Origin of the sequence: Agrobacterium tumefaciens (genome assembly GCF_005221325.1) — a bacterium.
Classification (GTDB): Bacteria; Pseudomonadota; Alphaproteobacteria; order Rhizobiales; family Rhizobiaceae; genus Agrobacterium.
This window is the reverse complement of record NZ_CP039889.1, coordinates 1,073,806-1,100,033: the sequence shown is the minus strand read 5'-3', so window position 1 is coordinate 1,100,033 and position 26,228 is coordinate 1,073,806. Positions and strand designations below refer to the sequence as shown.

The window sequence follows — 26,228 nt, the reverse complement described above, 5'->3', positions numbered from 1 at the left end:
AGAGTCGGTTCTTGCCGATGACGATGGAAAATGCCGCGCAACCCGGATGGTTGCGCGGCCTATTTCTACATGAGGTGCCCGCTTATGTCCGATGCCGCATCGTTCAGAAGGCGGGTTTTTCCTTCTCCACATTCGCCTTCGTCACAACCGTCAGCGGAATGGGCAGACGGGCATCGATCGTCTTGCCGCTCAGGACATCCGCCATCGCGTTGATTGCCAGGAGGCCGTCCTCGATCGGGGATTGCACGATGGTGGCGTACATTTCACCGTTCCTGATCGATTCGAAAGCATCCTTCTGGCCGTTGATGCCGACGATCGGAGGCGTTGCCTTGCCGGATTTCGCTTCTTTCCAGGCGTCGATGAAGCCGCGCGCCATGGTGTCGTCATTGGCGTAGACGCCCGCAATCTTGTCGCCGAAACGGGTGATCAGGTCGCGGCTGGCAACGAGCGCCTTCTGCTGGTCGAAATCCGCATTGACCGTATCGAGAACCTCGATCTTGCTGCCGAGCGCCTTCAGCTTGGCGTTGAAGCCATCGACGCGGCCGATGGTGGTGCCATTGCCGGCCTGGCCGGCGATGATGACGATGGAACCCTTGCCGTCCAGCGCCTTCTGAAGCGCCTCGGCCGCCATTTCACCTTCGGAATAGACATCCGGGCCGGTGAAGGAGGTGATGAAGGGCTTGGCCGCGTCATTCATGGGCGAATTGATGAGGTTGACGGGAATGCCGGCCGCCTTTGCCTTTGCGAGACCGGGAATATAGGCCTGCGGATCGAGCGGCCATAAAATGATACCAGCCGCCTTGCGGGCGATGCAGGTGTTGATCTGCTGCACGCCGGTCTGGACATCGAAATTCTGGCTGAGGCTGAGAACCTCAACCCCGAGTTCCTTGGCCCGCGCATCGATGGCCTTGTTGGCCGGCGTGACATAGGCATGGGAATCGGCGGCCGTGACGTAGCACACCGTCTTGGCCTCGGCGAAACCGGCCGAGGCGATAAGCGCCGCCACACCGGCAAACAGGGTCTTTTTATTCATGATCACAAACTCCTCCTCAAGTGACATGTCTGGTTAAAGGGATTTCAGTATCGGCATTGCCGGGCGCGGACTTGCGCGCACGGTGCGGTCGAGCACGACCAGCAGGATCAGGATCAGGCCGTTGACGATCTGCTGGACGTAGGCCGGCACGGACTGGAACTCCATCGCCGTGGTCAGTGCAGCAATCGTCAGGACGCCGCCGAGCGTGCCGAGCGCCGAACCGCGGCCGCCTTCCAGCCGGGTGCCTCCCACCACCACGGCGGCGATGATGACGACGGTGATTTCCGCACCGAAGACCGGCGAGCCGGTATTGGTCGTCAGGCTTTCGAAAACCCCGGCGAGCCCGGCCAGTGCACCTGCGAAAGCGAAGCTCAGGAACAGCGTCCTGCCGGATGATATGCCGCTTGCCTCGGCGGCAGCGGGGTTCGATCCAACTGCGAACAGGTTGCGGCCCGAAACGGTGCGCCGCAGCCAGAAATCGAGCAGCACGATACCGGCCAGAAACAGAGCGCTGCGAGCCGTGAAGAATTCCGCATAGACCTGCGAGAGCGTGACGGCGAAGATGATATCGGTGCCCGATACCGGCTGGCTGCCGGTGACCCAATGCGCCAGGGAGCGGAAGATCAGCATGCTGGCGAGCGTCGCCACCAGGGCATTGATCTTCAGGCCAACGGTGAGAACGCCGTTGAAGACACCTGCGGCGATACCGGTCAGCACCCCGAGCGCGGCCGCCGGCCATATGCCGAGCTGAGCCTGCAGCGAAATCGCTACGATACCGGAGAGCGCAAAGACCGCACCGACGGAAAGATCGATCTGGCCGGCGATGAGCAGCACCGTCAGGCCGATGGCGACGATGCCGATCGACGCGCCGCGATCAAGACCAAGGCTTGCGGTGGTGAGGCTGACGAAGCCGGGCACGGTGAGCGCGGCAATGACCAGCGTCGCGCCCAATATGATCGTTACGCGATAACGGGAGAGCGCAGACAACACTTCGTTCATGCCACGGCCCTCCGGCGAAGCGCGACGTCGAGCGCCACCGCAAATGCGATCAGGAGCCCGAGGACAAAACCCTGGATCGGGGTTGGAACGCCTTGCAGCACCATGACATTGGTCAAGAGCTGGACGAGGACGAGGCCGGCGATGGCGCGCGGCACGGAGCCGAAACCGCCCATGATCGAGATGCCGCCGACCACGACGGCGGTAATGGCGCTGAATTCATAACCCGTTCCGACAAGGGGGCGCGCGCTTTGCAAGGTAAGGCCGAGCAGGCCGCCACTGAGGCCGGACGCCAGCCCGGTGATGACGAAAGCCCCGGCCTTGACCGCCCTGACCGGCACGGTGCTGGCCCGCGCCGCCCGGTAATTGCCGCCGGTGGCGAGGCTCCATCGGCCCCAGACGGTGCTGGACAGGACGAAATGACCGGCGACGGCGACGGCCAGAAACACCAGCACGACGAACGGAACGCCTAGGACGCGGCTTTTGACGAAGGCGGCGATGGCCGGATTCGTTCCATAAACGATGACGCCGCCGACCGCCGCCTGCACGATGCCGAGAATGATGGTGCCGAGACCGAGGGTGGCGATGATCGGATTGACGCCGATATAGCCGATCAGCAATCCGTTGATGAGACCGCAGGCGCCGGCGAGCGCGACCGCGACCAGGAAGGCCGGAACGGCGCCGATCTCCGGCTGTAGCGCCAGAGACAGGATCGCGCCGCAGGCAATGGTCGCCGGCACCGACAGGTCGGCGAGCCCGCCTGTGATGAGGACGAAGGTCATGCCGACGACCACGATGCCGACGATGGCCATGGATGTCAGGATATTGATGAAATTGCCTGTCGTGAAGAAGACGGGGCTCGAAAACGAGCCATATAAGGTCACGAGAAGAATGGCCAGCAGGAGGCCGCCTTTGGCGAACAGGCCGGTGAGCCGCCCGCCGCGATGAAAGCGCGGTGCGACGTTCCGTTTTTCGGTGATCGCGGTAATGTCGTTCACGCTGGTTCTTCCCCTGTTGCAAGCGCCATGATGCGCTCTTCCGTCAAGTCTCCGCGCGCGATGGGGGCGCAGGCGCGTCCATCGCGCATGACCACCACCCGGTCGCAGACCCCCATCACCTCAGGCAGTTCCGACGAGATCATCACGACCGCCATGCCACTGGCCACGAGTTCCCCGATGATGCGGTGGATTTCCGCCTTCGCTCCGACATCGGCGCCGCGTGTCGGTTCATCGAGGATCAACACCTTCGGCCCGGCCGCCAGCCAGCGCGAAATGATCGCCTTCTGCTGGTTGCCGCCCGAAAGCAGGTTGATGCGCCGCTCCGGATCGGGCGGAACGATGGAGAAATCGCGCGTATATTTCGCCGCCAGCCCGCGATCCCCGCTCATGCCGATGCGGCCAAGACGGCTTAAGCGTCGCAGCACCGGCAGGCTGATGTTTTCGCGCACGCTCATGGACGGCACGATGCCGTCGGCTTTTCGATCTTCGGGAACATAGGCTATGCCTGCTTTGACGGCTGCCGCCGGCGAACCGACCGTAACGGCCTTGCCGTTTATCTCGATCCGGCCCGCCGCCAGCGGCGCAAGGCCGAAAATCGCCTGGGCGACCTCCGTGCGGCCGGCGCCCACCAGGCCGGTCAGCCCAAGGATTTCACCTGACCGGACATCGAAACCGACATCGTGGAATTTTTCGCCGTCGCTCAGCCCCGTGACCTTGAAAGCCACCGGGCCGATCTTCGACGGCGTTTTGGGAAAGACATTGGCAACTTCGCGGCCGACCATGAGGCGGATCATTTCGGCGGCGGTGATGCCGGCTGCCGGTCGGGTGTCGATCATGCTGCCATCGCGCAGGATGGTCACGTCATCAGCGATATCAAGCACTTCCTTCAGCCGATGGCTGATATAGATGATGGCGATGCCCTGGCTTTTCATCTTGCGCAGGATGGAAAACAGCGCTGCGGTCTCATGTTCGCTCAGGCTGGATGTCGGTTCGTCGAGGACGATGATGCGCGGATCGGCGGAATAGGATTTGGCGATCTCGACGAGCTGCTGCTGGCTGATCGTCAGGTCGCCGAGCCGCGCCTTCGGGTCAATTGCCGCTTCCAGTTCCTTCAGAACTGCGGCGGCCTTGCGCAGCATGGCCTGCCTGTCGACCAGAAAACGGCGGCGCGGCATGCGGCCGAGATAGATATTCTCCGCAACGGTGAGGTCTGGAACGAGGTTCAACTCCTGATGCACCATGCGAATGCCGAGTTTCTGTGCATCGGCCGGCCGGCGCATATGCACTTCCACCCCGGCGATTTCCGTCGTGCCGGTTGTTGGGGCATAGCTGCCGCTCAGGATTTTCATCAGCGTCGATTTGCCTGCGCCGTTCTCACCGACGACGGCGTGAATACGGCCATATTCGACCGTGAAATTGACGTTGGACAGCGCTTTTACGCCGGGAAAGATCTTGCTGATCCCCCGCATCCGCAGCGCATTCGCCGTTTCCGCCATGTTCTCCTCCCATAGCTTTCTCAATTTTGTTACATTAATATAATAGTCGCGGCAAGCAAATGCCCCTTGCGTCTTTCCTTGTAGACCGGCCTTGGCTCAGGCGTTTCCTGAAGCCTCCGAGCCGCTCGCTTACATCGTCGCGCCAATAGACCATGGGACGAATTCGCTGTCGCCATAGCCCAGAAGCTCGGATTTCGTGCGCTCGCCGGAGGCGACGGCCAATATTCTGGCGAAGATTTCCTCGCCCTTCTGCTGCAGCGTTGTGCCGTCAAGCACATCGCCGCAATTGATGTCCATATCTTCCGCCATCTTCTCGAAGATGTAGGAATTGGAGGCGAGCTTGATAGAGGGCGTGGGCTTGCAGCCGAAAGCGGAGCCCCGTCCGGTGGTGAAGCACAGGATATTGGCGCCACCCGCCACCTGGCCCGTGGCTGAAACGGGGTCGTAACCGGGCGTATCCATGAAGACCAGTCCCTTGGCGTCCACCTGCTCAGCGTAGTTGAACACCGCCGTCAGATTGGTCGAGCCGCCCTTCATCGCCGCTCCCAGCGATTTTTCGAGAATGGTCGTCAGGCCGCCCGCCTTGTTGCCGGGAGAGGGATTGTTATTCATCTCCATGTCGTGCCGCCAGGTATAGTTCTCCCACCAGCGGATGCGTTCGGCCAGTTTCTCGCCGATCTCCGGCCGCTCAGCCCTGCGGATCAGGAGATGCTCCGCGCCATATATCTCCGGGGTTTCCGAGAGGATCGCAGTTCCGCCTTCGGCAATCAGGATATCGGCGGCAATGCCGAGCGCCGGATTGGCGGTGATGCCGGAATAACCGTCCGAGCCGCCGCATTGCAGCGCCAGCATCAGTTCCGAAGCGGGGGCGGGAACGCGGCCGGCAAGATTGACCACCGGCAGCATCTCGCGGATGGCCGCCACTCCGGCCTTCACCGTCTTGCGCGTGCCGCCGACTTCCTGAATGGTAAGTGTGCGGAAGGTCTCGTTTTCCTTAACGCCGTAAGCATCCATCCAGCGCGGAATCTGAAACGCCTCGCAGCCCAGCCCCACCATCAGTACGCCGCCGATATTCGGGTTTTGCGCCACGCCCCATTGAGTGCGCTTGAGCAATTCGTAGGCTTCCCCATGAATATCCAGCCCGCATCCGGTGCCGTGGACGAGCGATATGACGCCGTCCACATTCGGGAACTGGCCGAGAATGCCCGAGCGGTTGATCTCGTCAGCGATGAAGCGCGAGGCGGTGGCGGAACAGTTCACCGAGGTGAGAACGGCGACATAATTGCGGGTGCCGAAGCGTCCGTTGGCGCGCCGGAAGCCATTGAAGCTGTGCCGCTTCTCCGGCTCTATATAGCGCGTGGGCCTTGCTTCCTCGCCGCTTGCATAGCCGCGTTCGAAACTCTGCATCGTCACGTTATGTTCGTGAACCCATTGCCCCGGCTCGATGTCCTGCGTGGCGAAGCCGATGATCTGGCCATATTTGATGATGGGCGTCCGGCTTGCGATCGCCTGCACGGCCATTTTGTGACCCCGCGGGATGCGCTCACGCGCAGCAACCTCTGCCACGGTCTCACCCGATGCGATCGGTTCGACGGCGACGATGATGTTATCGGTTTCAGTCAGTTTGATATAGCGAGCCATGATTTCTCTGCGTGAAACAGGCGGAAGCCGGAAATTCGTTCTTTGCTGTATATTGGAATACTAGTATAATGCACCGTGGTCAAGGGACTTGAAGTGGGTTGTGACGCGAGCATCTCCGGCAAATGGAAGCCGGGCTCTGCTTAATGTGTGAAAACCAAGAGAGGGAATATTTGCGCCTGAAGGAGGAGCAATTCGCCTGAGCCTAGGGCGGGCTGGTTCTCGATGAAAGGTTCCCCAGGAATCTTGATCGATCATTATATTAGTGTAATTGTTGATAAGCGCACGGGAGATTGCGATGCGGGCAGGGGATAAACGACGTCTGGGAACCACGAGCCTCTCAGTAACGACGCTCAGCATGGGCTGCGCGTCGCTTGGCGGGCTTTATGCGCCGGTGAGCGCCACTGACGCGCTGGCGACGCTTCAGGCGGCATGGGATAGCGGTATCCGTTATTTCGACGTGGCGCCGATGTACGGGCTTACCCGGGCGGAGCATCTGCTCGGGCAGTTTCTGCGCGAAGAGCCGCAGCGCGATGAGGCGGTCGTCAGCACCAAGGTCGGCAGGCTTTTCGCCAACGACCGTCCGGGTCACCGCCTGCCACCGGAGCTGCCGAAAAATCCCTTGGATCCGGGCTGGCAGAATGGTCTGCCATTTCGCGAAACCTTTGATTACAGCTATGACGGCATCATGCGCAGCTTCGACGACAGCCAGCAGCGCATGGGCACCAACAGGCTGGATATTCTCTTCATTCACGATATCGGCGTTCTCACCCATGGTGAAAGAAATGCCGCGCTCTGGCGGCAATTGACGTCGGGCGGTTTCAGGGCACTCTCGGAGTTGCGTGAGGCCGGTCTGATCGCCGGTTTCGGGCTGGGCGTCAACGAGGCTGACGCGATCGCCGCCGCCATGGATGAGGTTCATCTCGATTGCTGCCTGCTGGCCGGCCGGCACAGCCTGCTGGAACAGGATGCGGTGCCGTTGCTTGATCGCGCCCGGCGGCAGGGCACGGCCATCGTCATTGGCGGGGTCTTCAATTCCGGCATTCTCGCCACCGGCACGGCGGCTAACGCCAAATTCAACTACAAGGATGCGTCTGCCGAGATCGTCCTGCGCACGGAGAAGCTGGCGCGGGTCTGCGGCGCTTTCAACGTGCCGCTGGGCGCTGCGGCGGTGCAGTTCCCGCTGTTTCATCCCGCAGTCGTTTCGGTCCTGGTGGGGGCCAAACATCCCGACAAGCTGCTGCAATCGGTCGGATGGTTCGAGACGGACATACCGGACGAATTGTGGCAGGCCTTGCAGGAAAAGGGCCTGCTGGCGCCGATGCCGGTTTTGATGGAAACATGAGGATCATTAAAGCGAGCGGTAACCGAACCGCGCAGCTCCGGACGATGGGCTGCGGCGAATATCGGCAGCCGCCGATTGATTGCTTCTTTCATGAACGGCTTGTCTCGAAATCATGGGGGAGGTTGGTTGCGGACAAGAAACCGGCTAAAGAAATTTCTGCCGGTGAGTCCGGTTTTTGATGGGAGAATACGGACGTGTCAAAAGAAGAGGCGAATACCGGCCGTTCCTTGCAGGACAAATCCGATTTGACCGGGTTCCTCAATGGCGTGACGATCACGCGGAATATGCCGCTTCGCGACCAGATCTACCAGCTCGTTCGCCGCGCCATCGTGACCGGCAGGCTCGCGCCCGGTTCGCCGGTCAATGAAATAGAGATTGCCGAGCGTCTCGGCACCTCTCGCACGCCGGTGCGCGAGGCCGTCAAACGTGTTGAAGATGAGGGGCTGATCGATGTCCGCGCCCAGGCCGGAACCTTCGTCACACCCATCAGCCGCAGGCAGGTGCAGGAAGCCTATATCATCCGCATAGCGCTGGAGCGGGAAAGCGTTCGCCATGCGGCGGAAACGATCAGCGCGGATGGAGTGCAGCGCCTGCGCGACATTATCGATCTTCACGCCCTTTCGGTCAAAAGAAGCCGCTTCGAGGATGCGATCGATCACGATGACGCCTTTCACAGGGTCATTGCCGAGGTCAATGGTTATTCCATGCTATGGCGTGTGGTGGACATTACCAAGGCGCAGATGGATCGCTGCCGCCTTCTGTCGCTGCCTTCGCCGGGAGCCGGTGAAACGACGATCGAGCAGCACAGCGCCATCGTTGATGCTTTGGAGGCGCATGACCCGGAAGCGGCCGAAAGGGCGATCAAGGAGCATCTGGAGACGTCGCTCAGCAATACGCTGAAACTGCTCGGCAGTATTGAAGCCAGCGGGTTTGCCGGCGTTTGAAGCGGGCCTGAGAGGACGATCGGCGCAGTCACTCCATGTGGAAGACCTCGGTCATCTGCGCCCACCACTCGTCCGGTCGGCGCGTCGGGAAGGGCAATTGCAGAGGTTGGCAGATCGCCCACCATTCCCGCATGCGTTCGCCCTTGGCCATCTCCGCCATATCGGCGGAGAAATCATCGCCGGTATATTCCCAATAGCCAAAGAGCAGGTTTTCCGGTTCTTTCAGAAAAATCGAATAGTTGGTGATATTGGCGCGGGCGATGGCTTTGAGCACCTCCGGCCACACGTCAGCGTGCAGCCTTTTATATTCGCTGACCGTGCCGGGCCTGAGGTTAAGGCAAAATCCCATGCGCCTCATCGACTGCTCCTCAATAGGTCGTCCGTCCGCCGGAAAGGTCGAAAACCGAGGCGGTGGTGAAGCTGTTTTCGCGGCTCACCAGCCATGCGACCATGGCCGCAGCCTCTTCGACTTCCAGAAAGCGGCCACGCGGAATACGTGTCAGCATGTAATCGATGAATTCCGGCGTCAGGGTTTCGAGAATCCGGGTGCGTGCCGTCGCCGGCGTGATCGCGTTGACGGCAATATCGTGTGCCGCGAGTTCCTTGCCGAGCGATTTGGTCAAGCCGATCACGCCCGCCTTGGCTGCGGAATAGGCTGACAGTTTGGGATTGCCCTCCTTGCCGGCAACCGAGGAAATATTGACGATCCTGCCATAATTCCTGGCCTTCATGGACGGGATCACGGTCTTATTGGCATAAAAGGTGCCGTTCAGATTAACCTCCACGACGCGCCGCCATTCCTCGATGTCATAATCCTCAAGGGTCGCATTGCCGCCCGCAATTCCGGCGGAATTGACGAGGATCGATACGGGGCCGGTCTCCGCCTCGACCTCGGCGTGAACGCGGGCGAGGCCGTCAAAATCGGTGACGTCAACAACCTTGCCGCTGGCGCCCTCGCCAAGCACACCGCATGCCTCTCCAATCGCCGTCTCGCTCATATCCCAAAGGCTGACTTTCGCCCCGGATTCGATAAGCCGCCTTGCGATGGCAAGGCCAATTCCCTGCGCGCCGCCGGTCACCACCGCCGCCTGTCCGTCGAGATCAATCCTGTTCATGTCATTCCTCCACCTGACTTTCGGATAAACTATTATACTAGTATTTTGATTCCACAAAGAGGAAATCGCAATCACGCTCTGACGGGCGATCAGGGGCGGTGTTGCCCGGCATGATCTGGAAATGACCGCGGTAGCGGCCTCGCGCAACGTGGGGTTTCCGACGCAGTACAGCCCGCGCTCCGGAACCATCATTCTCTTTGTTTGTTAGTGCCTTAGAGCCCTAACAGGCGTTTGATTGGTATCTGAGCTGAGGGAATACGGCGTGTCATGAACAAGGTCTTCACCCGCTTCGCAACCCGCATAGCGTCCTTCTCCGGCTCTCCGGCCGCTTTCGTCGTGGCGCTTGGCACTGTCCTCGTCTGGGGGATCAGCGGACCGTTATTCGGGTTTTCGGAGGTCTGGCAACTGGTCATCAATACCGGAACGACCATCGTCACCTTTCTCATGATTTTTCTCGTGCAGAACTCACAGAACCGGGATTCCGCGGCGATGGAAGCAAAGCTGGACGAATTGTTGCGGGCGGTGGAGGAGGCGCGGAGTGATTTCATCGGGATCGAGCATCTCACTGAACAGGAAATCGAGGACATCCGCGCACGTCTGGAAAGAGATAGCGGACCGGAAAGTAGCAAGCCTTCCCCGCATCACGCGATGGCTCGATTGCTTTCCCGGCGTTAAGTCGCGATTACTGCCCATCTGACTTCGAACCGGGGATGCTCATTGCCTGTCCGGAACGATGACGACGCGTCCGAGGATGGAATTGCCCTGGGCATAGGTGTGGGCCTCAGCCGCCGCCGTGAGCGGAAACGTCCTGTCCACGATTACCTTGAGAGCACCGGCCGCCGCCCAATCCAGCATCCGGGAAACCGTGCCATAGACGTCCGGCTTTTCCAATTGCGTTCCCATGAAGACGCCGAAAAGCGATTGGTTCGCCTGCAGTGCCGGCCAAAGATCGATACCGAGCTGTGAACCGCCGGCGTTGCCGACGAACACCAGACGACCCTCGGGGCGGAGCGCCGCCAGGGAAACCTGCAGGGTAGTTCCGACTGGGTCTACGACGAGATCCACACCGCGGCCTTCCGTCAGGCCCATGACCGCGTCAGTGACGTCGGTCGAGCGATGGTCGATCGCATGATCGAGACCGAGCCCGACGAGACGTTCGGCCCTCTCGACGCCGGAGACGGTTGCAAGCACCGTCGCACCTGCCCGATGCGCGAGCTGAATGGCGGCGAGCCCGACGCCGCCGGCGCCTGCCTGGATGAGGACGGTTTCGCCCCGCTTCAGGCCACCCCGTGCGAAGAGGCAGTGATGGGCGGTGCCGAATGCGATCGGCAGTGCTGCGGCTGCGGCCATGTCTAACCCTTCCGGCACCGGCCAGGTCCGGTTGGCGGCAACGGCGCGCAATTCCGCATGCGATCCGGCGAGATCGAAGCTCGTCACCTTCTGGCCGAGCTGACGATGTTTCACGTTCTCTCCGACCGCTATGATTTCTCCGGCGGCTGCATAACCGACGACGAAAGCTGGATGGGGTGGAGGCGTGGACGCGCGATTGATCAGGTCGCCTCCCTCGATGGCGGCGGCTTCCATGCGGATCAGGACACTGTCGCTTGGGCAGACCGGATCGGCCACGTCCGTGTAGTAAAGCACATCCGGCGGACCGGGTTGATCATAGACTGCTGCTTTCATGGTTCTCTTGCTCCATTATCACTCGCATGGGGGCAAGCGGCATGAAGGTGGCGAGGGCCGATAAATGGTCGTTTCGGCCCTCACCGAAATGCGCGCCACGCTGGCTGGGATCAGCCAGCGACTGGTGTGTTGAGAAGCTGCTGCTCCCAAAGATAGGCGATGCCACTGCCGCCGAAGTGCTGAATGAGAATCTCTGTCAGCGCCTCGACATGCTCGGTGCGCGCCCAATCCCGTTGCCATTCGCCGGCGAGTGCCATGACGGTCATCACATTCGCGCCAGCCGCGATCATTCGCTGGATGGCCACTTCATGGGACTCCTTCGAAATCCCGCCCGACGCGTCGGTGATTACGGTCACGTCCCAGCCTTCGCCGGCGGCCTGGATCACAGGCATCGCGACGCAAACCTCGGTCCACAGGCCGGCGATGATCAGCTGCTTGCGACCAGTCGCCTTGACGGCGTTCACCACATTCTCGTCCTGCCAGGTGTTCACCCAGGTGCGATCGATGACGTCCTGATCCGGAAATACGTCGGTGATATGCTTGAAGAGAAGTCCACCGCGCGCCGAGATCACGCTGGTGAGAATGGTCGGAACATCGAAGGCTTTTGCCAGCTTCGCCAGCGCGGTCGTGTTGTTGACCACCGTGTGCGGATCGTGGCTGTTGAGATTTGCGAGCTGGTAGGGCTGATGGTCGATCAGAACGAGGACCGAATCTTCGGGACGAAGAAGAGAATCGAGGCCGTTACGAAGGGTCATCAAGACTTCCTTTCTCTGCCGCCATGGACGGCGATGGGTTCGAGAGAGACACGCGCCAGCGGGCAACGTTGCCTGGAAGCATTTTGCTGTTCCTTTCAACGGTGAGATAGTGCCATAACCTGGCAAGCTGTGTCGCGAAACGAGGAACGCGGAATGGACATCGAAGATCTACGGACATTTGTCGCAGTCGCCGATGCCGGCGGCGTCTCGGCCGCAGCGCGCCGGCTTGGCGTCTCCAAGTCAATCGTCAGCCGTCGGCTCTTTCGGATCGAGGCGGAGCTTGGCGTCCAGCTTCTTGCGCGGACAACGCGCGGTGCCGCGCTCACGGAGGCGGGTATCACTTTCAGGTACCATGCCGCTCGGGCCAGCGCCGAGATCGATACGGCCCGGGAAACGATCCTCCCCGCCGGCGAGCTGCACGGCCGTTTGAGGGTCGCAATGCCACTTACTTTCGGCCCCACCCACTTCGCTCCCGTGCTTGCGGAAATGGCGCGTCAGAACCCGCAGCTTCACATCCATACCTCCTACAGCGACCGTTTCGTCGATCTCATCGCAGAGGGTTTCGATTGCGCGATTCGGGGTGCCTACCTTCAGGACTCGAACCTGATCGCGAAGCGCGTCGGGCCGATTCATGGAAAGCTTGTCGCCAGCCCGACTTACATCAAAGCGCACGGTTCCCCTGAGGCGGTTGAACAGCTCGTCAACCATCAGGCTCTCATGCAGGGAACGGAAGCCTGGCAGTTCATGGACGGTGACAGGATCGTCACGGTTCAGCCGCAGGGCAAGTTCAAGGCCGACAGCGCCACGGCGCTTGCCGCAGCGGCGGCTGCAGGTCTCGGCATCGCCTGGCTCCCAGATTGCATAACACATGCATATCTGGCCTCCGGCGCGTTGGTTCCGATCATGACGCGCTATCCGGTCCCTGCGGGCGCCGTCTATGTGGTACGCCCACCGAGCCAGCATCCCGCGCGCAAAGTGCGGGTGCTCACCGAAATGCTGACTGAGTATTTTAAACGGACGCCGGAACTTGGGGTGTAGACGGCTAAAACGCGACCGGAGTCGGCTTGAGGGCCAACTCCGGTCGCAGTGTCAGATGCTCTTTTCCCGAAACTGTGGAGATTTCATCCGCCGATCGCCGCAAGAGCGGTCATGGCACTGTCCGGAAGATCAAGAGATGCGGCTGCAAGGTTCTGGCGCAGATGTGCGCGCGAAGACGTTCCGGGAATAACCAGAATATTGTTTGATCGCTTCAAGAGCCAGGCGAGAGCCACCTGCAGCGGCGAGGCGTCCAGTTGCGTAGCGACGTCTGAGAGCACTGTCGATTGCAGCGGAGAAAAGCCACCGAGGGGAAAGAATGGAACGTAAGCGATGCCCTGTGCTGCGAGCGTGTCTATCAGGGCATCGTCTTGTCGATGCGCCAGATTATATTGGTTCTGCACGCAGACGATCTCCACCATTTTACCGGCTTCCGTGATCTGCCGCGGCGTTACGTTCGATACGCCGATATGCCGGATCAATCCCTGCCGTTGCAAATCTGCCAGAACTTCAAGCGGTGCCGCGAGCGATCCCTCGGCGGGGCCGTGAACATCGAACATGGCCCGGAGATTGACGACATCAAGTACCTCCTTACCCAGATTGCGAAGATTGTCGTGAACTGCCCGGGTCAGCTCTTCCTTCGAGAAAGCCGCATTCCAGGAGGCGTCATCACCGCGAGTCGCACCGACCTTTGTGACGATAACGAGGTCGTCCTGATAGGGATGCAGGGCCTCACGAATAATCTGATTGGTAATGTGGGGTCCGTAGAAATCGCTGGTATCGATATGATTGACGCCGCTCTCCACGGCTTCTCGCAGTACCGCGATCGCTTCCTCGCGATCTTTCGGAGGGCCGAAGACGCCTTTACCGGCTAACTGCATCGCTCCATAGCCAAGCCGCCTGATATTGCGGCCTGCAAGACGAAAAGTTCCAGACTGGTCGAGTGTCGACATTTGAGGTTTCTCCGCTGTGTCTTTCCCCACTATAGAGGTGATGGCATTGGAGTCACAATTCGCTATAGTCAGGACAGCCTGTCCGCCATGACGGACAATATAGATACCTCGGAGGGGTATAGTCATGCTGGACTTCAACGATATCGGCGCATTCCTGCTGGTCGCCCGTGCCCGTGGTTTCCGCCAGGCTGCCCGTGCGAGTGGTATGAGTTCGTCGGCGCTGAGCGATGCAATTAAGCGTCTTGAAAACGAACTCGGGGTACGCCTCCTCAACCGCACGACCCGCAGCGTTCTGCCAACTGAAGCCGGCGCGGAACTGCTTCGCCGGGTCGATCCCGCCTTTGCCGAAATCCGCTCGGCGCTTGACCAGATAAGTAGCGACCGGGACCAGGTGTCAGGCTCGCTGAAGCTCAATGTTCCCGTCAGTGCGGCCCGGCTGGTTTTGCCTGACATCGTCCCGCCTTTTCTGGCAGCCTATCCGGATATTCGCCTGGAAATCGTCACCGACGAAAATTTTGTCGACATCATTTCCGCCGGCTGCGACGCAGGTATCCGCTATGATGAGCGGCTTGAGCAGGACATGATTGCCGTGCCGATCGGTCCGCGCACGCAGCGCTTCGCGCTTGCCGCAGCACCGGGCTATATCGCGGCGCGAGGGTGCCCCACTCATCCGCGGGAACTCCTTGAACATGCGTGCATCCGGGGGCGCTTCGCCGGCCGGGCCATTCCTCCCTGGGAATTCGAGTGCAACGGCGAGACGATGATTATCGATCCGCCGGGCCAGCTTCTCGTGCAATCGGGCGGAGGCACGGATCTCGGCGTCAGCGCCGCCATTGCCGGCCTGGGTGTCATCTATCTCTTCGAGGATTGGCTGGAACCGCATCTCGCGAGCGGCGCACTTGAGCCATTGCTGGAGCCGTGGTGGCTGAACTTTCCGGGTCCCTATCTCTATTACCCCGGTCGCCGCCTGGTGCCCGCACCTCTTCGCGCCTTCATTGATTTCGTCAAGAGCGCAAGAAAGGTAGAGTAAGGTTCGGTTCGACAGTTCCGATTTCCACGTTTCCCGTTGGCCGAGCCGGAATGCCGGGGCCAAAGTCAGATGCGACGCGCCTTGATGGTGTTCATCACGAAGCTGGTCTCAATGGTATCGACGCATTTCAGCTTTGCGATCTTTTCCTTGATGAAACGCTCGTAATCATCCAGCCCGCCGCACATGATCTTGAGCATGTAGTCCCTCGAACCTGTGACCAGATGACATTCGAGAACCTCCGCCCAGTCAAGAACGGCCGCCTCAAACATCCGGATTTCGTCATCGTGCTGGCGGCTGAGGCGGACGGACGCAAGGGCCGTCATGGTCCATCCCTCGAACGCCGGATCGATGATGGCGGAATAACCCTTGATAATCCCCAGTTCCTCCAGTCGCCGAAGCCGCCGCAAACATGCCGATGCTGACAGCCCGACCCGCTCGGCGAGTTCGTTGTTCGTGATTCTCGCGTCAGCTGACAATTCCGTGAGTATCCTCCTGTCGATCGGATCTGCAATTTTCTGCGACATAAACGTTTATTCTCCGCAATATCTTGCTTCAAGAGACATTTCCACGCTCCAGAATGCAAGATATTTTGGTTCTATCGCGTGTAACCTGCAAACAGTTCAACGCCAGCTGAGGGATCATCGGAAATGACCGCGCCGCATCCGTCCAAAACCCATATCGGCAACCACGCCCTCCATCCTGAAACCCAGATGCTCAATTACGGTTATGATCCGGAACTATCGGAGGGTGCCGTGAAGCCCCCGGTATTCCTGACATCGACCTTCGTCTTCAAATCGGCGGAGGACGGCCGTGACTTCTTCGACTACGTTTCCGGCCGCAAGGAGCCGCCGGCGGGCAAGGGTGCAGGTCTCGTCTACTCGCGTTTCAACCATCCCAATAGCGAGATCGTTGAGGATCGCCTTGCCGTTTACGAACGCACGGAGAGTTGTGCGCTTTTTTCATCCGGCATGTCCGCCATTTCCACGACGCTTTTCGCCTTCGTCCGGCCCGGCGACACCGTGCTCCATTCCCAGCCGCTGTATGGTGGCACTGAGACGCTGCTGGCAAAGACCTTCCATAATTTTGGTGTCTCGGCGGTGGGTTTTGCTGACGGTGTCAGCGAGACATCGGTGATGGCTGCCGCAGAGACCGCGATGGCGAAAGGCAGGGTATCGGTCATCCTGATCGAGACTCCGGCCAACCCGACAAACAGCATTGTCGATGTTGCGATGATGAGCCGTGTCGCTGACGTGATCGGCGAAAAGCAAGGGCACAGGCCAATCATCGCCTGCGACAACACCCTTCTCGGCCCGGTTTTCCAGCAGCCCATCGAGCACGGCGCCGATATTTCGCTCTATTCGCTCACGAAATACGTCGGCGGTCATTCCGACCTTATCGCCGGGGCGGCGCTTGGGCGGAAGGAAATCATGAAGCAGGTGAAGGCGCTGCGCGGAGCGATCGGCACGCAGCTCGATCCGCACTCCTGCTGGATGCTCGGGCGTTCCCTCGAGACGCTGCAAATCCGGATGGAACGGGCAAACAGCAACGCGAAAGTCGTGGCGGAATTCCTGAACGCGCATCCAAAGGTCGAGAAAATTCATTATCTGCCGTTCAGTGATCCGGCATCCGCGGTCGGCAAGGTGTTTGCCGCTCAATGCTCGGGTGCGGGATCGACCTTCTCGTTCGACATCGTCGGCGGGCAGCCGGCGTCTTTCAAATTCCTCAACGCGCTGAACATATTCAAACTTGCCGTAAGCTTGGGCGGTACGGAATCTCTTGCCTCTCACCCCGCAACGATGACGCATTCGGGCGTTCCCGCCGATGTTCGCCAGCGCATTGGTGTGCTCGATTCCACGATCCGGCTGTCAATCGGCATCGAACATCCCGACGATCTTATCGCCGACCTGACCCTCGCTTTGGACATGTCCTGACTGCGGCCTTGAGCGCGCCGGCCATTACGGTCTGGAAAGGGTTGCCATCCGCCTGAAAAAATCGGACGGCAACCGTTTAGCTTGTGCAATTTGTTATTGCTTTGCCGCTGTCGTCTGCTGGGAGGCGATAGCCTCTTTCAGCGCCAGTTCCGCCATGGCTAAAATCGCCTCACGGGTTTTGGCGGCGGCGATAAAGCGACCGTTGTGGCAGAAGCTCGCGCCTTCGACGCCACAAACCGCTTCCAGCTCTTTGCCCGTGAGGCCAGCCCAGGCCGCTGGCAGGTCGGCGCGCAGTTCAAAACCTTCATCCGCGCGGCGGATGCCGGTAAGGCACCAGTCGTTGTCCCGTGGATGGACGACAAAGAGCAGGTGGTCGGCGCCGGCTTTTACGATGGCGGACCGAAATGGCATGCCCATCGGCAGTTCAAGGATATGCCCTTCGCCAGTATCGGCGATGGCCTTTTGCACCAGCGCTTCGGCGCGCAGTTTGGCAGCCCCTGTGGCCAGTTTTGCTTCGACAAAGCTGCGGGCAACGGCCAGCGCTGCCATAAAACTGCGATCATCCGCTTCGGGATCGGTGTCGTCAAAGACAGGCTTCAAAGTCTCCAGCAGGACAGGCAGCGTGAGCCCGGCAAGGGGTCCGGCAATGGCGGGACTAAGAGCGCCGTTGTCGACCAGATCCACCGGCAATACAAACCCGGCATCAAAAGACGCGTGCAGAGTTTCGACATGGTCTTCAGGAACGCCTGATGCGGCAAGGTAGTCCCGTCCGAAATGCTTCCAGATCAGACCGAACGAACTATAGGGCTGACCGTCTTCGCGCAGTGGCGCACCACGCTGATGGTGATCGAAAATGCCCTTTGACGCGTCATAAGCGCCGCCCACGTCATAGATGATGCGGTCTGCACCGGGTGTTACCCATTCAGCTGCTCTGCTGCGGACGAGCCGGGCCTGCGGAAAAAGCCGTGTCAACACGACGCTGGACAGCAGTTCGTCGGCGTGGAAGCCGCCAGAATGGGTGACGAGGAAGTCGGGGGTCATGTCAGGATGTACCTTGTTGTTTGCCGAAGGTCCGGCGAGGACCCGGAGCACCTGATACCCTCTGCTGTACACCATCTCAAGCCGGCAGTGCCGCCCCGGCATGCTTGCGGGAGAAAAAAGCATCGGCTGGGCGATGGAATGTCGAACGCCTGCCGTGATGCCGCGAGAATATATTGAACTCTCACGGCATCACGGGCAGGCGTTCGACGCCGTTCATTGCATTGGCGATCATCGCCGGGAGATCAGCGACGCGGCTGCACCAATGCCAGAGCAAGCGTTGCTGCAGCCAGAACCGCGGTCAGGGACAACGGGGCGGTGGCGCCGTAATAATCAACAATGTAACCACCAAAAACTGCACCGATACTGATAGCTACCTGAAAAGACACCACCATCAGGCTGCCTGCCGCTTCAAGAGCATCGGGCGCACCGCGGGACAGGTTCGTCGGCAGGACCACCGGCGCCATGCCGAAGGCAAAACCCCAGAGTGCGACGAGCGCAAAAGCAGCACTGGTATGCGCGCCCCAGAAAACTAGGAAGAGCGCCGCAAATCCCATCAGAGCGGCAGTGACCGCGAGTGCCAGGCGAATGCTGTTATCGGCCATCCGGCCGCCGGCGACATTGCCGAGCACGGAGGCCACGCCGAAGCCGAGCAGGGCGAGTGCGATCGGCTTGGTATCGAGATGTGTGACCTGTTCAAGGAAAGGACGAACATAGACAGAGCAGGCGAAATGGCCCGTCATCAACAGCAGGATGGCAAGCATCCCAAGCTGAACGCTCGGCCGCCGCGTCAGCCGGAAAACATCGGCAAGACTGTTGCTGGTGCTTGCCGGCAGCGTCGGCAGGCTCAGGATCTGCAAGAGCATGGCAATGGCGGCAAGTCCCGCCGTCATCGACATGGCGACACGCCATCCCACCCAGTCGCTGATCAACGCTCCCATGGAAGGCGCCGCTATCGTGGCGAGCGAGACGCCGAGGGTGACGATGGCCATGCCGCGCCCGGTCGCATTCGCGCCGACGAGCCTTGCCACAACGGCAACCGAGAGCGCCCAGAAACCGCTCAGCGCGATTCCAAGCCCTGCCCGGCCGACCAGCAATAGCCAGAAATCGGTGGCGAATGATGCAAGGACATTGGAGGCAATTGCCAGCGCGCTAAGACCGACAAGCACGGTTTTGCGGTTCAGTTTGCCGATGAGAACGTTGCTGAACAGGGCCGTAACGGCGCCCACCGAGGCCGTGGCCGTGACGACCTGCCCCGCTGTACCCTCGGTAATTCCGAGATCGCGTGCCATGGGCGTCAGAAGGCCCGCCGGCAGGAATTCCGCCGATACGAGTGCAAAGCTGGTGGCCGCCATCGAGAGGACCGCGAACCATGTCGCTGCGGTCCATGCCGGCTGCTCGGCGGCCTCCAGCGCGATCTCTGTCCCGTCGAACTGTGATGTTGTGTCCGTCATGGTGTCTCTCCTTGAGTTGGGAGAGTTTTAGACGAATTTATCTGGATGATATGTATCTAAAAGTCCGAATTTCATGCCTATTCCTCCGAAATTTGTGCGGTGCACATTTTTCGCTAGGCGCATAAGGTGCCTTTCGCGGCGTGAAGACTGTTTTGGAAAGCGACCGTTACACTGCCATGGCACGCCCGTTGTCGGGAAGCCTCGAGAGGAATTCGGGGTGTGCCGGTGCTGTATTCAGCGAAAGATTGAGGATGCGGTGGTCGCCTTCAGGGAAAGCTTTCAATAGCATCCGCTCTTTGAAGCATTTCCTGCACTGCTGCCACCATATCGTTGAGTGGGCGATCGTCGCGGTAAAACGGTGCCGTCGTCCGTACATGCTGGTAGAGCGTATCGGTGCCGGGCGCACGGCCGCTCTGGTCAGGCTGCATGTCGTAAGCCTGTGCCGCACACATGATCTCGATTGCCAGAATGGTTTCGAGATTGCCGATAATCGAAAGTGCCTTGTCGGCAGCCGCGGTGGCATGTGTCAGTATGTCCTCCTGCAATGCGGAGGTGATGCCGCCATCGAGGCTGGCGGGGGCGGCGAGGCGGCGGTTTTCGGCCGCAAGCGCTGCGGCCGTGTATTGAATGATCATGAAACCGGAGCAGACGCCGTCACCATCCGCGAGAAAAGCGGGCAGTTTGCTGACAAGCGGATTGACGAGGCGGTCGATGCGACGCTCGGAAATCGCGGCTAGTTCGGCGGCCGCCGTTGCCAACCCATCCATGGCGAGCCCAAGTGCTGCGCCGACGGCATGGGCCTGGGAATGGACCTCGGGTGAATGCGGTGTCCCGGCGACGACCGGGTTGTCGGTGACGCTTGCGAGCTCGCGGTTCACGACATCAGCACTCTGCGCCACGCTATCGCGCACGGCGCCATGCACTTGCGGCACGGCGCGCAGGCTGAGCGGGTCCTGTGTGCGGGACCCGGCCGACCGGGCGAGAAGCGGGCTTGCCGCCAAAAGGCGACGCAGGTTTTCGCCGACGGTCTGGATACCGGGCGAGACGCGCAGCGCCAGCGGTCCTGCGGCGAAGGGGTCTGCCTGTGCGCCAAGATTTTCATAGCTCATGGCCGCTGCCGCATCGGCCCAGTCAAGCAGGCGGGTCGTTCGGGCAAGCGCGAGGCTGGCAAGGCCGGTGGCGCAGGGTGTGCCGTTAACGAGGCTCAGCCCTTCTTTCGCCTGCAGAACCATGGGTTCAAGGCCGAGTGCTTGGAGCCCCTGCCGCCCGCTGATCAATTCGCCGCGGTGGCGAACCCGGCCTTCGCCGATCAGCACAAGGCCTATAGCCGCGGCATGGGTGAGATAACCCACCGAACCCTTCGAGGGAATGACGGGAAGAATATCGCCATTCAGCAGGGCCAGCAGCGTTTTCACCGTCTCCACCTGCACGCCGGAATAACCATGTGCGAAGTTGTTGATCTGGGCGGCCATGATGGCGCGTGTTTCTTCGCGTCCCAGCGGTTCGCCGACGCCGCAGGAATGGCTGAGCAGAATGTTGCGGGAGAGGGCCTGCTGCTGGGGAATATCCACGATCACATCGCAGAGCGCACCCACACCGGTATTGATGCCATAACCGCGCACGCGCTTTTCGACGAGCGCATCGACGATGGCGCGCGCGCGGGCAATGCGTTGCCAGGCATCATCCGACAGGCAAAGCGTCGCACCCTTTGCGACAGCGGCGATCTGCTGCCAGCTGAAGGGGCGATCAATGGTGACCGTATCAGCCATGCTGGCTTTCTCCCGCCGCACCCGCACGGCGTTCCACGAAACGGGCGACATAATCGTTTGCGGGGCTGTTAAGGATCTGGTCCGGGGTCCCGACCTGAACCAGCTTGCCATCCTTCAGGATCGCGATCTGCGCACCGATGCGAAGCGCCTCGTCGAGATCGTGGGTAATGAAGACGATGGTCTTGTGCAGGTTCTTTTCAAGCTGCAGCAACTGGTCCTGCATGTCGGCGCGGATCAACGGGTCGAGTGCCGAAAAGGCCTCGTCCATCAGAATGACGTCGGTATCGGCCGCGAGCGCCCGGGCGAGACCGACACGCTGTTTCATGCCGCCTGAAAGCTGGTGTGGAAACTTGTCCTCATAGCCGGAAAGTCCAACGGTCTCTATCCATTTCATGCCGATCGGTCGCGCGTCCGCCTTGGTCAGTCCGCGCACGCGCTGGCCATAAACCACGTTCTGCAACACGGTGCGGTGCGGCATCAGGCCGAAATTCTGGAACACCATGCTGACGCGACGGTTGCGGAAATCCCGCAGCTCCTTCGCTTTGAGGGCGAGAACATTGTCTCCGCCGACGAGAATCTCGCCGCTTGTCGGTTCGATCAGGCGATTGATGTGACGAACCAGCGTCGACTTGCCGGAGCCGGAAAGACCCATGATAACGAAAATGCGGCCGGCTTCGATGTCGAGGCTGACATTGTCGAGGCCGACACTGCATCCCGTCTTTGCCAGGATCGCGCTTTTCTCAGCGCCCTGCTGGGCCATGCTCAGCGCAGCCTTCCAGTTGCCGCCGAATATCTTGGACACGTTGCGGATATGGATATCAGTCATTGCCCATTTCCTTCCGGCTGGATCGGCCAAAACCCTGGGTGATGCGATCGAGCACGATTGCGAGAATAACGATGCCGAGGCCGGCTTCGAGGCCCTTGCCGACATCAAGCGTCTGGATGCCGTTCAGCACCTGCTCGCCAAGGCCGCGCGCACCGATCATCGAGGCGACGACGACCATGGAAAGCGCCATCATGATCGTCTGGTTGAGACCGGCCATGATGGTTGGTGTGGCAAGCGGCAATTCGACGCCGAAGAGGATTTGTCTCGGGCTGCCGCCAAAGGCGGTCGCCGCCTCCACCACTTCCCGGTCCACCTGCCGGATGCCGAGATCGGTCAGGCGGATCAGCGGCGGCACGGCATAAATGATGGTGGCAAGCACGGCCGGAACCTTGCCGAGGCCGAACAGCATGATGGCGGGGATGAGATAAACGAAGCTCGGCATGGTCTGCATGACATCGAGGATCGGCAGCGTGATGCGCCGCGCCCATTCGCTTTTCGCAAGCAGGATGCCCATGGGCACGCCGATGACGATGGAGATGAGGCTGGCAATCAGCATCAGCGCCAGTGTCTGCATCGTCAGGTCCCAGAGACCGAGCGCGCCGACGATGAACAGCATGACGGCGACCATGATGACCAGCGAAATCTTTTTCGCCGCGAACCAGGCGAGCACCAGAAAGACCAGAAAAATGGCCCACCACGGCAGTCCGCGCAGGGCCCATTCCACGAAGAGGATCGCCTGCAGGATCGTCTGCGAGATCGCCTTGAAAACGTAGCCGTAGTTCACCACCAGCGAGCGCACGATTTCATTGATCGGGCCGCGGATGGAAATATGGAAAACTTCAGGAAACATCGGTGTAGTCCTCGCGCATGCCGGTCCCTGCTCCGGGAGCTGGCCCCTGTCCTGACGGGAAAATGCGCGCCGGAAGCCCGGCGCGCCTGCCATCCTTACTTGACGGCGGCTTCGATACGCGCCTTGGCGTCGGCCGAAACCCAGTTGCCCCAGATATCGGCCTTGGTCTGGAGGAAGGTCTTGGCGGCGGCTGTCGCATCGACCTGCTTGTCCGTCATATAGGCGAGGCTGGCGTTGATTTCCGCCAGCGGGAAGGTCGCCTTTTCAAGGATTGCCATGATTTCCGGGGCGTCCTTCGCAAAGGTGCTGTTCACGCCATAGGCCACCTCGACGGAAGGGAAGGCGCAGCCGGCATCACGCTTTCCATCCGCGCTTGTCAGCTCCTTCCAGCAGGCCTCGCTATAGGCGGGCTCCTGCAGCTGAATGAGCTTGTATTTGCCCATGATCGCCGTCGGGCTCCAGTAATAGAACAGCATCGGCTCGCCCTGGAGGTAACCGGCGGCGATTGCGGCATCGAGCGCGGTGCCGGTGCCGGGGCGGAAGTTCACATAATTGCCATCGAGCTTGTAGGCCTGAAGCTTGGCGGTGTTGACGCCTTCGCAGGTCCAGCCCGACGGGCAATTGAGGAAGCGGCCCTTGGTCGGCTCTTCCGGGTCCTTGAATAATTCGACGATCTTCGGATCGGAAAGCTGGTCGACGCTCTTCAGATCAGGGGCCTTCGCTTCGATACCTTTGGTGGGGTCGCCCTTGACCAGATATTCCGGCACGAACCAGCCTTCGGCGGCGCCGACGAAGGTCTTGCCGACCGATTTCACCTGACCGGCTTCGGCGGCCTTGTTCCAGACATCGGAGCGGCCGATCCACTCTTCGGCGAAGATCTGCACGTCGTTATTGGCGGTCGCCTGTTCAAGCGTCACGGAATTGCCGGGAATGGAATCGACCTTGCAATCATAGCCCTTGGACAGGATTTCCTTCATGACCTCGGTTATGAAGGCGCCGCTTTCCCAGTCGATGCCGGCGAAGGTGACGGTCTTTCCGGCGCTGCAATAGCCTTCCGCCCTGGCGGCGCCGGCATATGCTCCCATGACAAGCGAGGTCGTGGCCAGCGCGATTCTCAGTTTTGAATTCAGCATTGCATTCCCCTTTTGGTTTGATGATTGGCAAATTGCTGGCATGCGTCTTTGAGGTTTAACCGGGCGCTCCGATTAGACGATTGTCGCGGAGGCCGGTCGTCATCGAATCAATGTGGAATTCGATGCTTGCGTTGATGCGGTTTGTTGAAAGTTCACTATACAACTTTGCGGTATTCGCTTGGCGCCGGCGTTTTGGAAAAGTTGTATCTGCGGCGCATGCGGTGGGACGGCTTGGGAGAGAACGATCTTTTGGCGAGCGTGGACCCTGCTCCCCTTCCTGCATTGCGCCGGCCTTGCCAGGAAAGCGCCTGCCACCGCGCTGGACGGGAGCGCGGCTATCGCCCCGACCGTCGGCGACTGACTTGCGGCTGCTAGAGATCGAGGCCTCGCTCGCCATTATTTTCCCCTCAAGTTGTATATGTAACTTCACACATTTGCGAAAGACAAGCAAGATAGGATGTGATAATTTTGTGCTTGTGCGGATTCTGACTGCGTTTTGTGCAGTCGCCCGATTTTTAGGAGTTTCAATGCTGCCCGTCATCGAAAGCGAGTTTCCTGTCTCGGGCGATCGCTCCTCCCTGCCGCTGTACGAGCGCGTGAAAGAACAGATCAAGGAAAAGATCGCCAGCGGAGAGTGGTTGACGAACCACAGGATACCCTCGGAAAACGAGATGGTCGACATGCTGGGTGTCAGCCGCATGACGGCAAACCGCGCTTTGCGGGAGCTGGCGACCGAGGGGGTGATCGTCCGCGTGCAGGGGCGCGGGTCCTTCGTCGCCCCCAAAAAGCGAAGCGCCGGGATGATGGGCGTGCGCAACATTGCCGACGAGATCAAGGAGCGCGGTTCGGCGCACCGGCCGAGCCTTATACTCGCGCAGACGGAGGTCTGCGGTCCGGATCTCGCAACGGCGCTGGAGATCGCAGTAGGGGCGAAGGTCTTTCACTCCATCATCGTCCACCACGAGGACGACGTGCCGATCCAGTTGGAGGACCGCTTCGTTAATGCCGAGATTGCCCCGGATTATCTGCTGCAGGATTTCACGACGCTCACGCCTAATGCTTATCTGACGGCGGCGGCACCCATTTCCCGGGCGGAGCAATTCATCGAGGCGGCATCACCCCAGCCCTGGGAGTGCAAATTGATGGCCATCAGCCGAAACGAACCTTGCCTTCTCGTGCGCCGCCGAACCTGGTCGTCGAGCCGCGCGGTGACGTCGGTCAGGTTACTGTATCCCGGCTCGCGATACCGGCTCGAAAGCCAGGAATAGCCCTCGGTTACTAAATGCCGCGGCGACTTTGATGATCAGGCCAGCAGCCCGCGCATGATCAGATCGAGGTGAATCGACAGGACGGCCTGCCTGTCCAGACTGCGCCGGTCATCGAAGATCAGCCGGAACACCAATGTTCCCACCATGGGTGACATAACCACCTTGGCGAGTTCGGGCGGATTGGCCCTGAATCTCTTTTTCGCCACGCCTTCCTCAAGGATCGTATTGATGCGCGCAAAGACCGGCGTCATCATCGTATCATGGTGCTGATCGATGAGATCGGGGAATTTTGCGCCCTCCGCGACGATCAAGCGGAAGAGTTCGCGCATTTTTCGGTTGTCGACCAAGGCGTCGAACAGGAATTCGAGCAGCAAGCGAAGCTCCTCGACGGGGTCGTCGGATTTATACGTATAGGCCTTGAAGGCCTCCTGAAACGGCTGGGAGGCATGTCTGACCATCGCCTCGAACAGTGCCTCCTTGGTCTCGAAATAGACGTAGACCGTGCCCTTCGTAACACCCACCCGTTCCGCAATGTCCTCCACCCGCGTCGCGGTGAAACCTCTTTTGGTAAATTCCTCGAATGCGGCGTCGAGAATTTGCAGCGGACGTTGTATCTTCTGTTCAGCGCGTGTCAGTTTTGTTTTCGCCATGGCCCCAGATCCTTCTTTATTTTTGGCGCGTGCCCTTCTGTCCGTCGCAATTGGCGGAAATGAGTTTTGGTTGCCTATAGCACCGGCGCAAAAACCGGAATGGATTTTTGTGAAGGCGCACGCATGCTTCAATATGCCGGAACATCGCCGATGCGCCCGCAAAGATGTGCCGGACGAAGAGGGGAATGATCATTCGGGGAGCTGGCCCGATACCCTGGACAGATCCCCGATCAGCGGCATGAAAATTTCATTGACTATTCGGTTAGTCAAATATTATAGGATGAGGCG

Annotated in this window: 25 protein-coding genes; 7 read left to right on the top strand and 18 right to left on the bottom strand. The window is 60.2% G+C overall.

Annotation, left to right across the window (positions count from 1 at the left end; translation table 11 throughout):
• Positions 1-103: 103 nt before the first annotated feature.
• From CFBP5499_RS19935 to CFBP5499_RS19915, 5 genes are all read right to left on the bottom strand, one after another.
• Complete coding sequence (locus CFBP5499_RS19935; protein ID WP_080830177.1) at positions 104-1,033, bottom strand: sugar ABC transporter substrate-binding protein; 930 nt, start codon at positions 1,031-1,033, stop codon at positions 104-106.
• Positions 1,034-1,066: 33 nt separating this feature from the next.
• Complete coding sequence (locus CFBP5499_RS19930; RefSeq protein WP_080829053.1) at positions 1,067-2,032, bottom strand: ABC transporter permease; 966 nt, start codon at positions 2,030-2,032, stop codon at positions 1,067-1,069.
• A complete protein-coding gene (locus CFBP5499_RS19925; protein ID WP_080829055.1) occupies positions 2,029-3,027 on the bottom strand; it encodes an ABC transporter permease in 999 nt (332 codons plus the stop codon). The genes CFBP5499_RS19930 and CFBP5499_RS19925 overlap by 4 nt, the downstream gene beginning before the upstream one ends.
• On the bottom strand, positions 3,024-4,523 hold the full coding sequence (locus tag CFBP5499_RS19920; protein WP_080829057.1) for a sugar ABC transporter ATP-binding protein: 1,500 nt from the start codon (positions 4,521-4,523) through the stop codon (positions 3,024-3,026). Before CFBP5499_RS19920 ends, CFBP5499_RS19925 begins: the two co-directional genes overlap by 4 nt.
• Positions 4,524-4,652: 129 nt before the next feature.
• Positions 4,653-6,164: a UxaA family hydrolase gene (locus CFBP5499_RS19915; protein WP_080829059.1), complete on the bottom strand. Its 1,512-nt coding sequence runs from the start codon at positions 6,162-6,164 to the stop codon at positions 4,653-4,655.
• A gap of 289 nt (positions 6,165-6,453) precedes the next feature.
• On the opposite strand from CFBP5499_RS19915, the gene CFBP5499_RS19910 reads away from it, so the two are divergent.
• Together CFBP5499_RS19910 and CFBP5499_RS19900 are read left to right on the top strand one after the other, a co-directional pair.
• Positions 6,454-7,506 (top strand): aldo/keto reductase, encoded by a 1,053-nt coding sequence (locus CFBP5499_RS19910; RefSeq protein WP_175416901.1) that lies wholly within the window; start codon positions 6,454-6,456, stop codon positions 7,504-7,506.
• A gap of 194 nt (positions 7,507-7,700) precedes the next feature.
• On the top strand, positions 7,701-8,450 hold the full coding sequence (locus CFBP5499_RS19900) for a GntR family transcriptional regulator (protein WP_233284221.1): 750 nt from the start codon (positions 7,701-7,703) through the stop codon (positions 8,448-8,450).
• Between the two features lie 28 nt (positions 8,451-8,478).
• Here the strand turns inward: CFBP5499_RS19900 and CFBP5499_RS19895 are convergent, their stop codons facing one another.
• Positions 8,479-8,808, bottom strand: coding sequence for an L-rhamnose mutarotase (locus tag CFBP5499_RS19895; protein ID WP_080829066.1), 330 nt, complete (start codon positions 8,806-8,808; stop codon positions 8,479-8,481).
• 10 nt (positions 8,809-8,818) lie between these two features.
• Positions 8,819-9,565, bottom strand: coding sequence for an SDR family NAD(P)-dependent oxidoreductase (locus tag CFBP5499_RS19890; RefSeq protein ID WP_080829068.1), 747 nt, complete (start codon positions 9,563-9,565; stop codon positions 8,819-8,821).
• Between the two features lie 267 nt (positions 9,566-9,832).
• Here CFBP5499_RS19890 and CFBP5499_RS19885 point away from each other — a divergent pair, with 267 nt between their 5' ends.
• Positions 9,833-10,240: a low affinity iron permease family protein gene (locus CFBP5499_RS19885; RefSeq protein WP_080829070.1), complete on the top strand. Its 408-nt coding sequence runs from the start codon at positions 9,833-9,835 to the stop codon at positions 10,238-10,240.
• A 39-nt stretch (positions 10,241-10,279) separates the two neighbouring features.
• On the opposite strand, the gene CFBP5499_RS19880 is transcribed toward CFBP5499_RS19885, so the two are convergent.
• Positions 10,280-11,248 carry a quinone oxidoreductase family protein gene (locus tag CFBP5499_RS19880; protein ID WP_080829072.1) on the bottom strand — a complete coding sequence of 323 codons (969 nt, stop codon included), beginning with the start codon at positions 11,246-11,248 and terminating at the stop codon, positions 10,280-10,282.
• A 110-nt stretch (positions 11,249-11,358) separates the two neighbouring features.
• On the bottom strand, positions 11,359-12,003 hold the full coding sequence (locus CFBP5499_RS19875; RefSeq protein WP_080829074.1) for a hydrolase: 645 nt from the start codon (positions 12,001-12,003) through the stop codon (positions 11,359-11,361).
• 153 nt (positions 12,004-12,156) lie between these two features.
• On the opposite strand from CFBP5499_RS19875, the gene CFBP5499_RS19870 reads away from it, so the two are divergent.
• A complete protein-coding gene (locus tag CFBP5499_RS19870; RefSeq protein ID WP_130932547.1) occupies positions 12,157-13,041 on the top strand; it encodes a LysR family transcriptional regulator in 885 nt (294 codons plus the stop codon).
• A gap of 83 nt (positions 13,042-13,124) precedes the next feature.
• Here CFBP5499_RS19870 and CFBP5499_RS19865 read toward each other — a convergent pair whose 3' ends face one another.
• Positions 13,125-13,991: an aldo/keto reductase family oxidoreductase gene (locus CFBP5499_RS19865; RefSeq protein WP_080829076.1), complete on the bottom strand. Its 867-nt coding sequence runs from the start codon at positions 13,989-13,991 to the stop codon at positions 13,125-13,127.
• A gap of 124 nt (positions 13,992-14,115) precedes the next feature.
• Between CFBP5499_RS19865 and CFBP5499_RS19860 the strand changes: the two genes are divergently transcribed.
• The gene (locus CFBP5499_RS19860) at positions 14,116-15,021 is read left to right on the top strand and encodes a LysR family transcriptional regulator (protein WP_080829078.1); all 906 of its coding nucleotides are present in this window, start codon (positions 14,116-14,118) and stop codon (positions 15,019-15,021) included.
• Positions 15,022-15,086: 65 nt separating this feature from the next.
• Here CFBP5499_RS19860 and CFBP5499_RS19855 read toward each other — a convergent pair whose 3' ends face one another.
• Positions 15,087-15,545, bottom strand: a complete 459-nt coding sequence (locus tag CFBP5499_RS19855; protein ID WP_080829080.1) for an Lrp/AsnC family transcriptional regulator — start codon at positions 15,543-15,545, stop codon at positions 15,087-15,089.
• A 123-nt stretch (positions 15,546-15,668) separates the two neighbouring features.
• On the opposite strand from CFBP5499_RS19855, the gene CFBP5499_RS19850 reads away from it, so the two are divergent.
• Complete coding sequence (locus CFBP5499_RS19850; RefSeq protein WP_080829081.1) at positions 15,669-16,952, top strand: cystathionine gamma-synthase family protein; 1,284 nt, start codon at positions 15,669-15,671, stop codon at positions 16,950-16,952.
• A gap of 93 nt (positions 16,953-17,045) precedes the next feature.
• On the opposite strand, the gene CFBP5499_RS19845 is transcribed toward CFBP5499_RS19850, so the two are convergent.
• From CFBP5499_RS19845 to CFBP5499_RS19820, 6 genes are all read right to left on the bottom strand, one after another.
• Positions 17,046-17,993: an MYG1 family protein gene (locus CFBP5499_RS19845; RefSeq protein WP_080829082.1), complete on the bottom strand. Its 948-nt coding sequence runs from the start codon at positions 17,991-17,993 to the stop codon at positions 17,046-17,048.
• Positions 17,994-18,235: 242 nt separating this feature from the next.
• Entirely contained in the window at positions 18,236-19,444 is a 1,209-nt protein-coding gene (locus CFBP5499_RS19840) for an MFS transporter (protein WP_080829084.1), read from the bottom strand.
• Between the two features lie 266 nt (positions 19,445-19,710).
• The gene (locus tag CFBP5499_RS19835) at positions 19,711-21,213 is read right to left on the bottom strand and encodes an HAL/PAL/TAL family ammonia-lyase (protein ID WP_080829085.1); all 1,503 of its coding nucleotides are present in this window, start codon (positions 21,211-21,213) and stop codon (positions 19,711-19,713) included.
• Entirely contained in the window at positions 21,206-22,039 is an 834-nt protein-coding gene (locus tag CFBP5499_RS19830; RefSeq protein ID WP_080829087.1) for a quaternary amine ABC transporter ATP-binding protein, read from the bottom strand. The genes CFBP5499_RS19835 and CFBP5499_RS19830 overlap by 8 nt, the downstream gene beginning before the upstream one ends.
• A complete protein-coding gene (locus CFBP5499_RS19825; RefSeq protein WP_080829089.1) occupies positions 22,032-22,889 on the bottom strand; it encodes an ABC transporter permease in 858 nt (285 codons plus the stop codon). Before CFBP5499_RS19825 ends, CFBP5499_RS19830 begins: the two co-directional genes overlap by 8 nt.
• A gap of 95 nt (positions 22,890-22,984) precedes the next feature.
• The gene (locus CFBP5499_RS19820) at positions 22,985-24,022 is read right to left on the bottom strand and encodes an ABC transporter substrate-binding protein (protein ID WP_080829092.1); all 1,038 of its coding nucleotides are present in this window, start codon (positions 24,020-24,022) and stop codon (positions 22,985-22,987) included.
• Between the two features lie 527 nt (positions 24,023-24,549).
• Here CFBP5499_RS19820 and hutC point away from each other — a divergent pair.
• Entirely contained in the window at positions 24,550-25,290 is a 741-nt protein-coding gene (gene hutC, locus CFBP5499_RS19810) for a histidine utilization repressor (RefSeq protein ID WP_173989102.1), read from the top strand.
• 35 nt (positions 25,291-25,325) lie between these two features.
• Here hutC and CFBP5499_RS19805 read toward each other — a convergent pair whose 3' ends face one another.
• On the bottom strand, positions 25,326-25,940 hold the full coding sequence (locus CFBP5499_RS19805) for a TetR/AcrR family transcriptional regulator (protein WP_080829094.1): 615 nt from the start codon (positions 25,938-25,940) through the stop codon (positions 25,326-25,328).
• Positions 25,941-26,228: the final 288 nt, after the last annotated feature.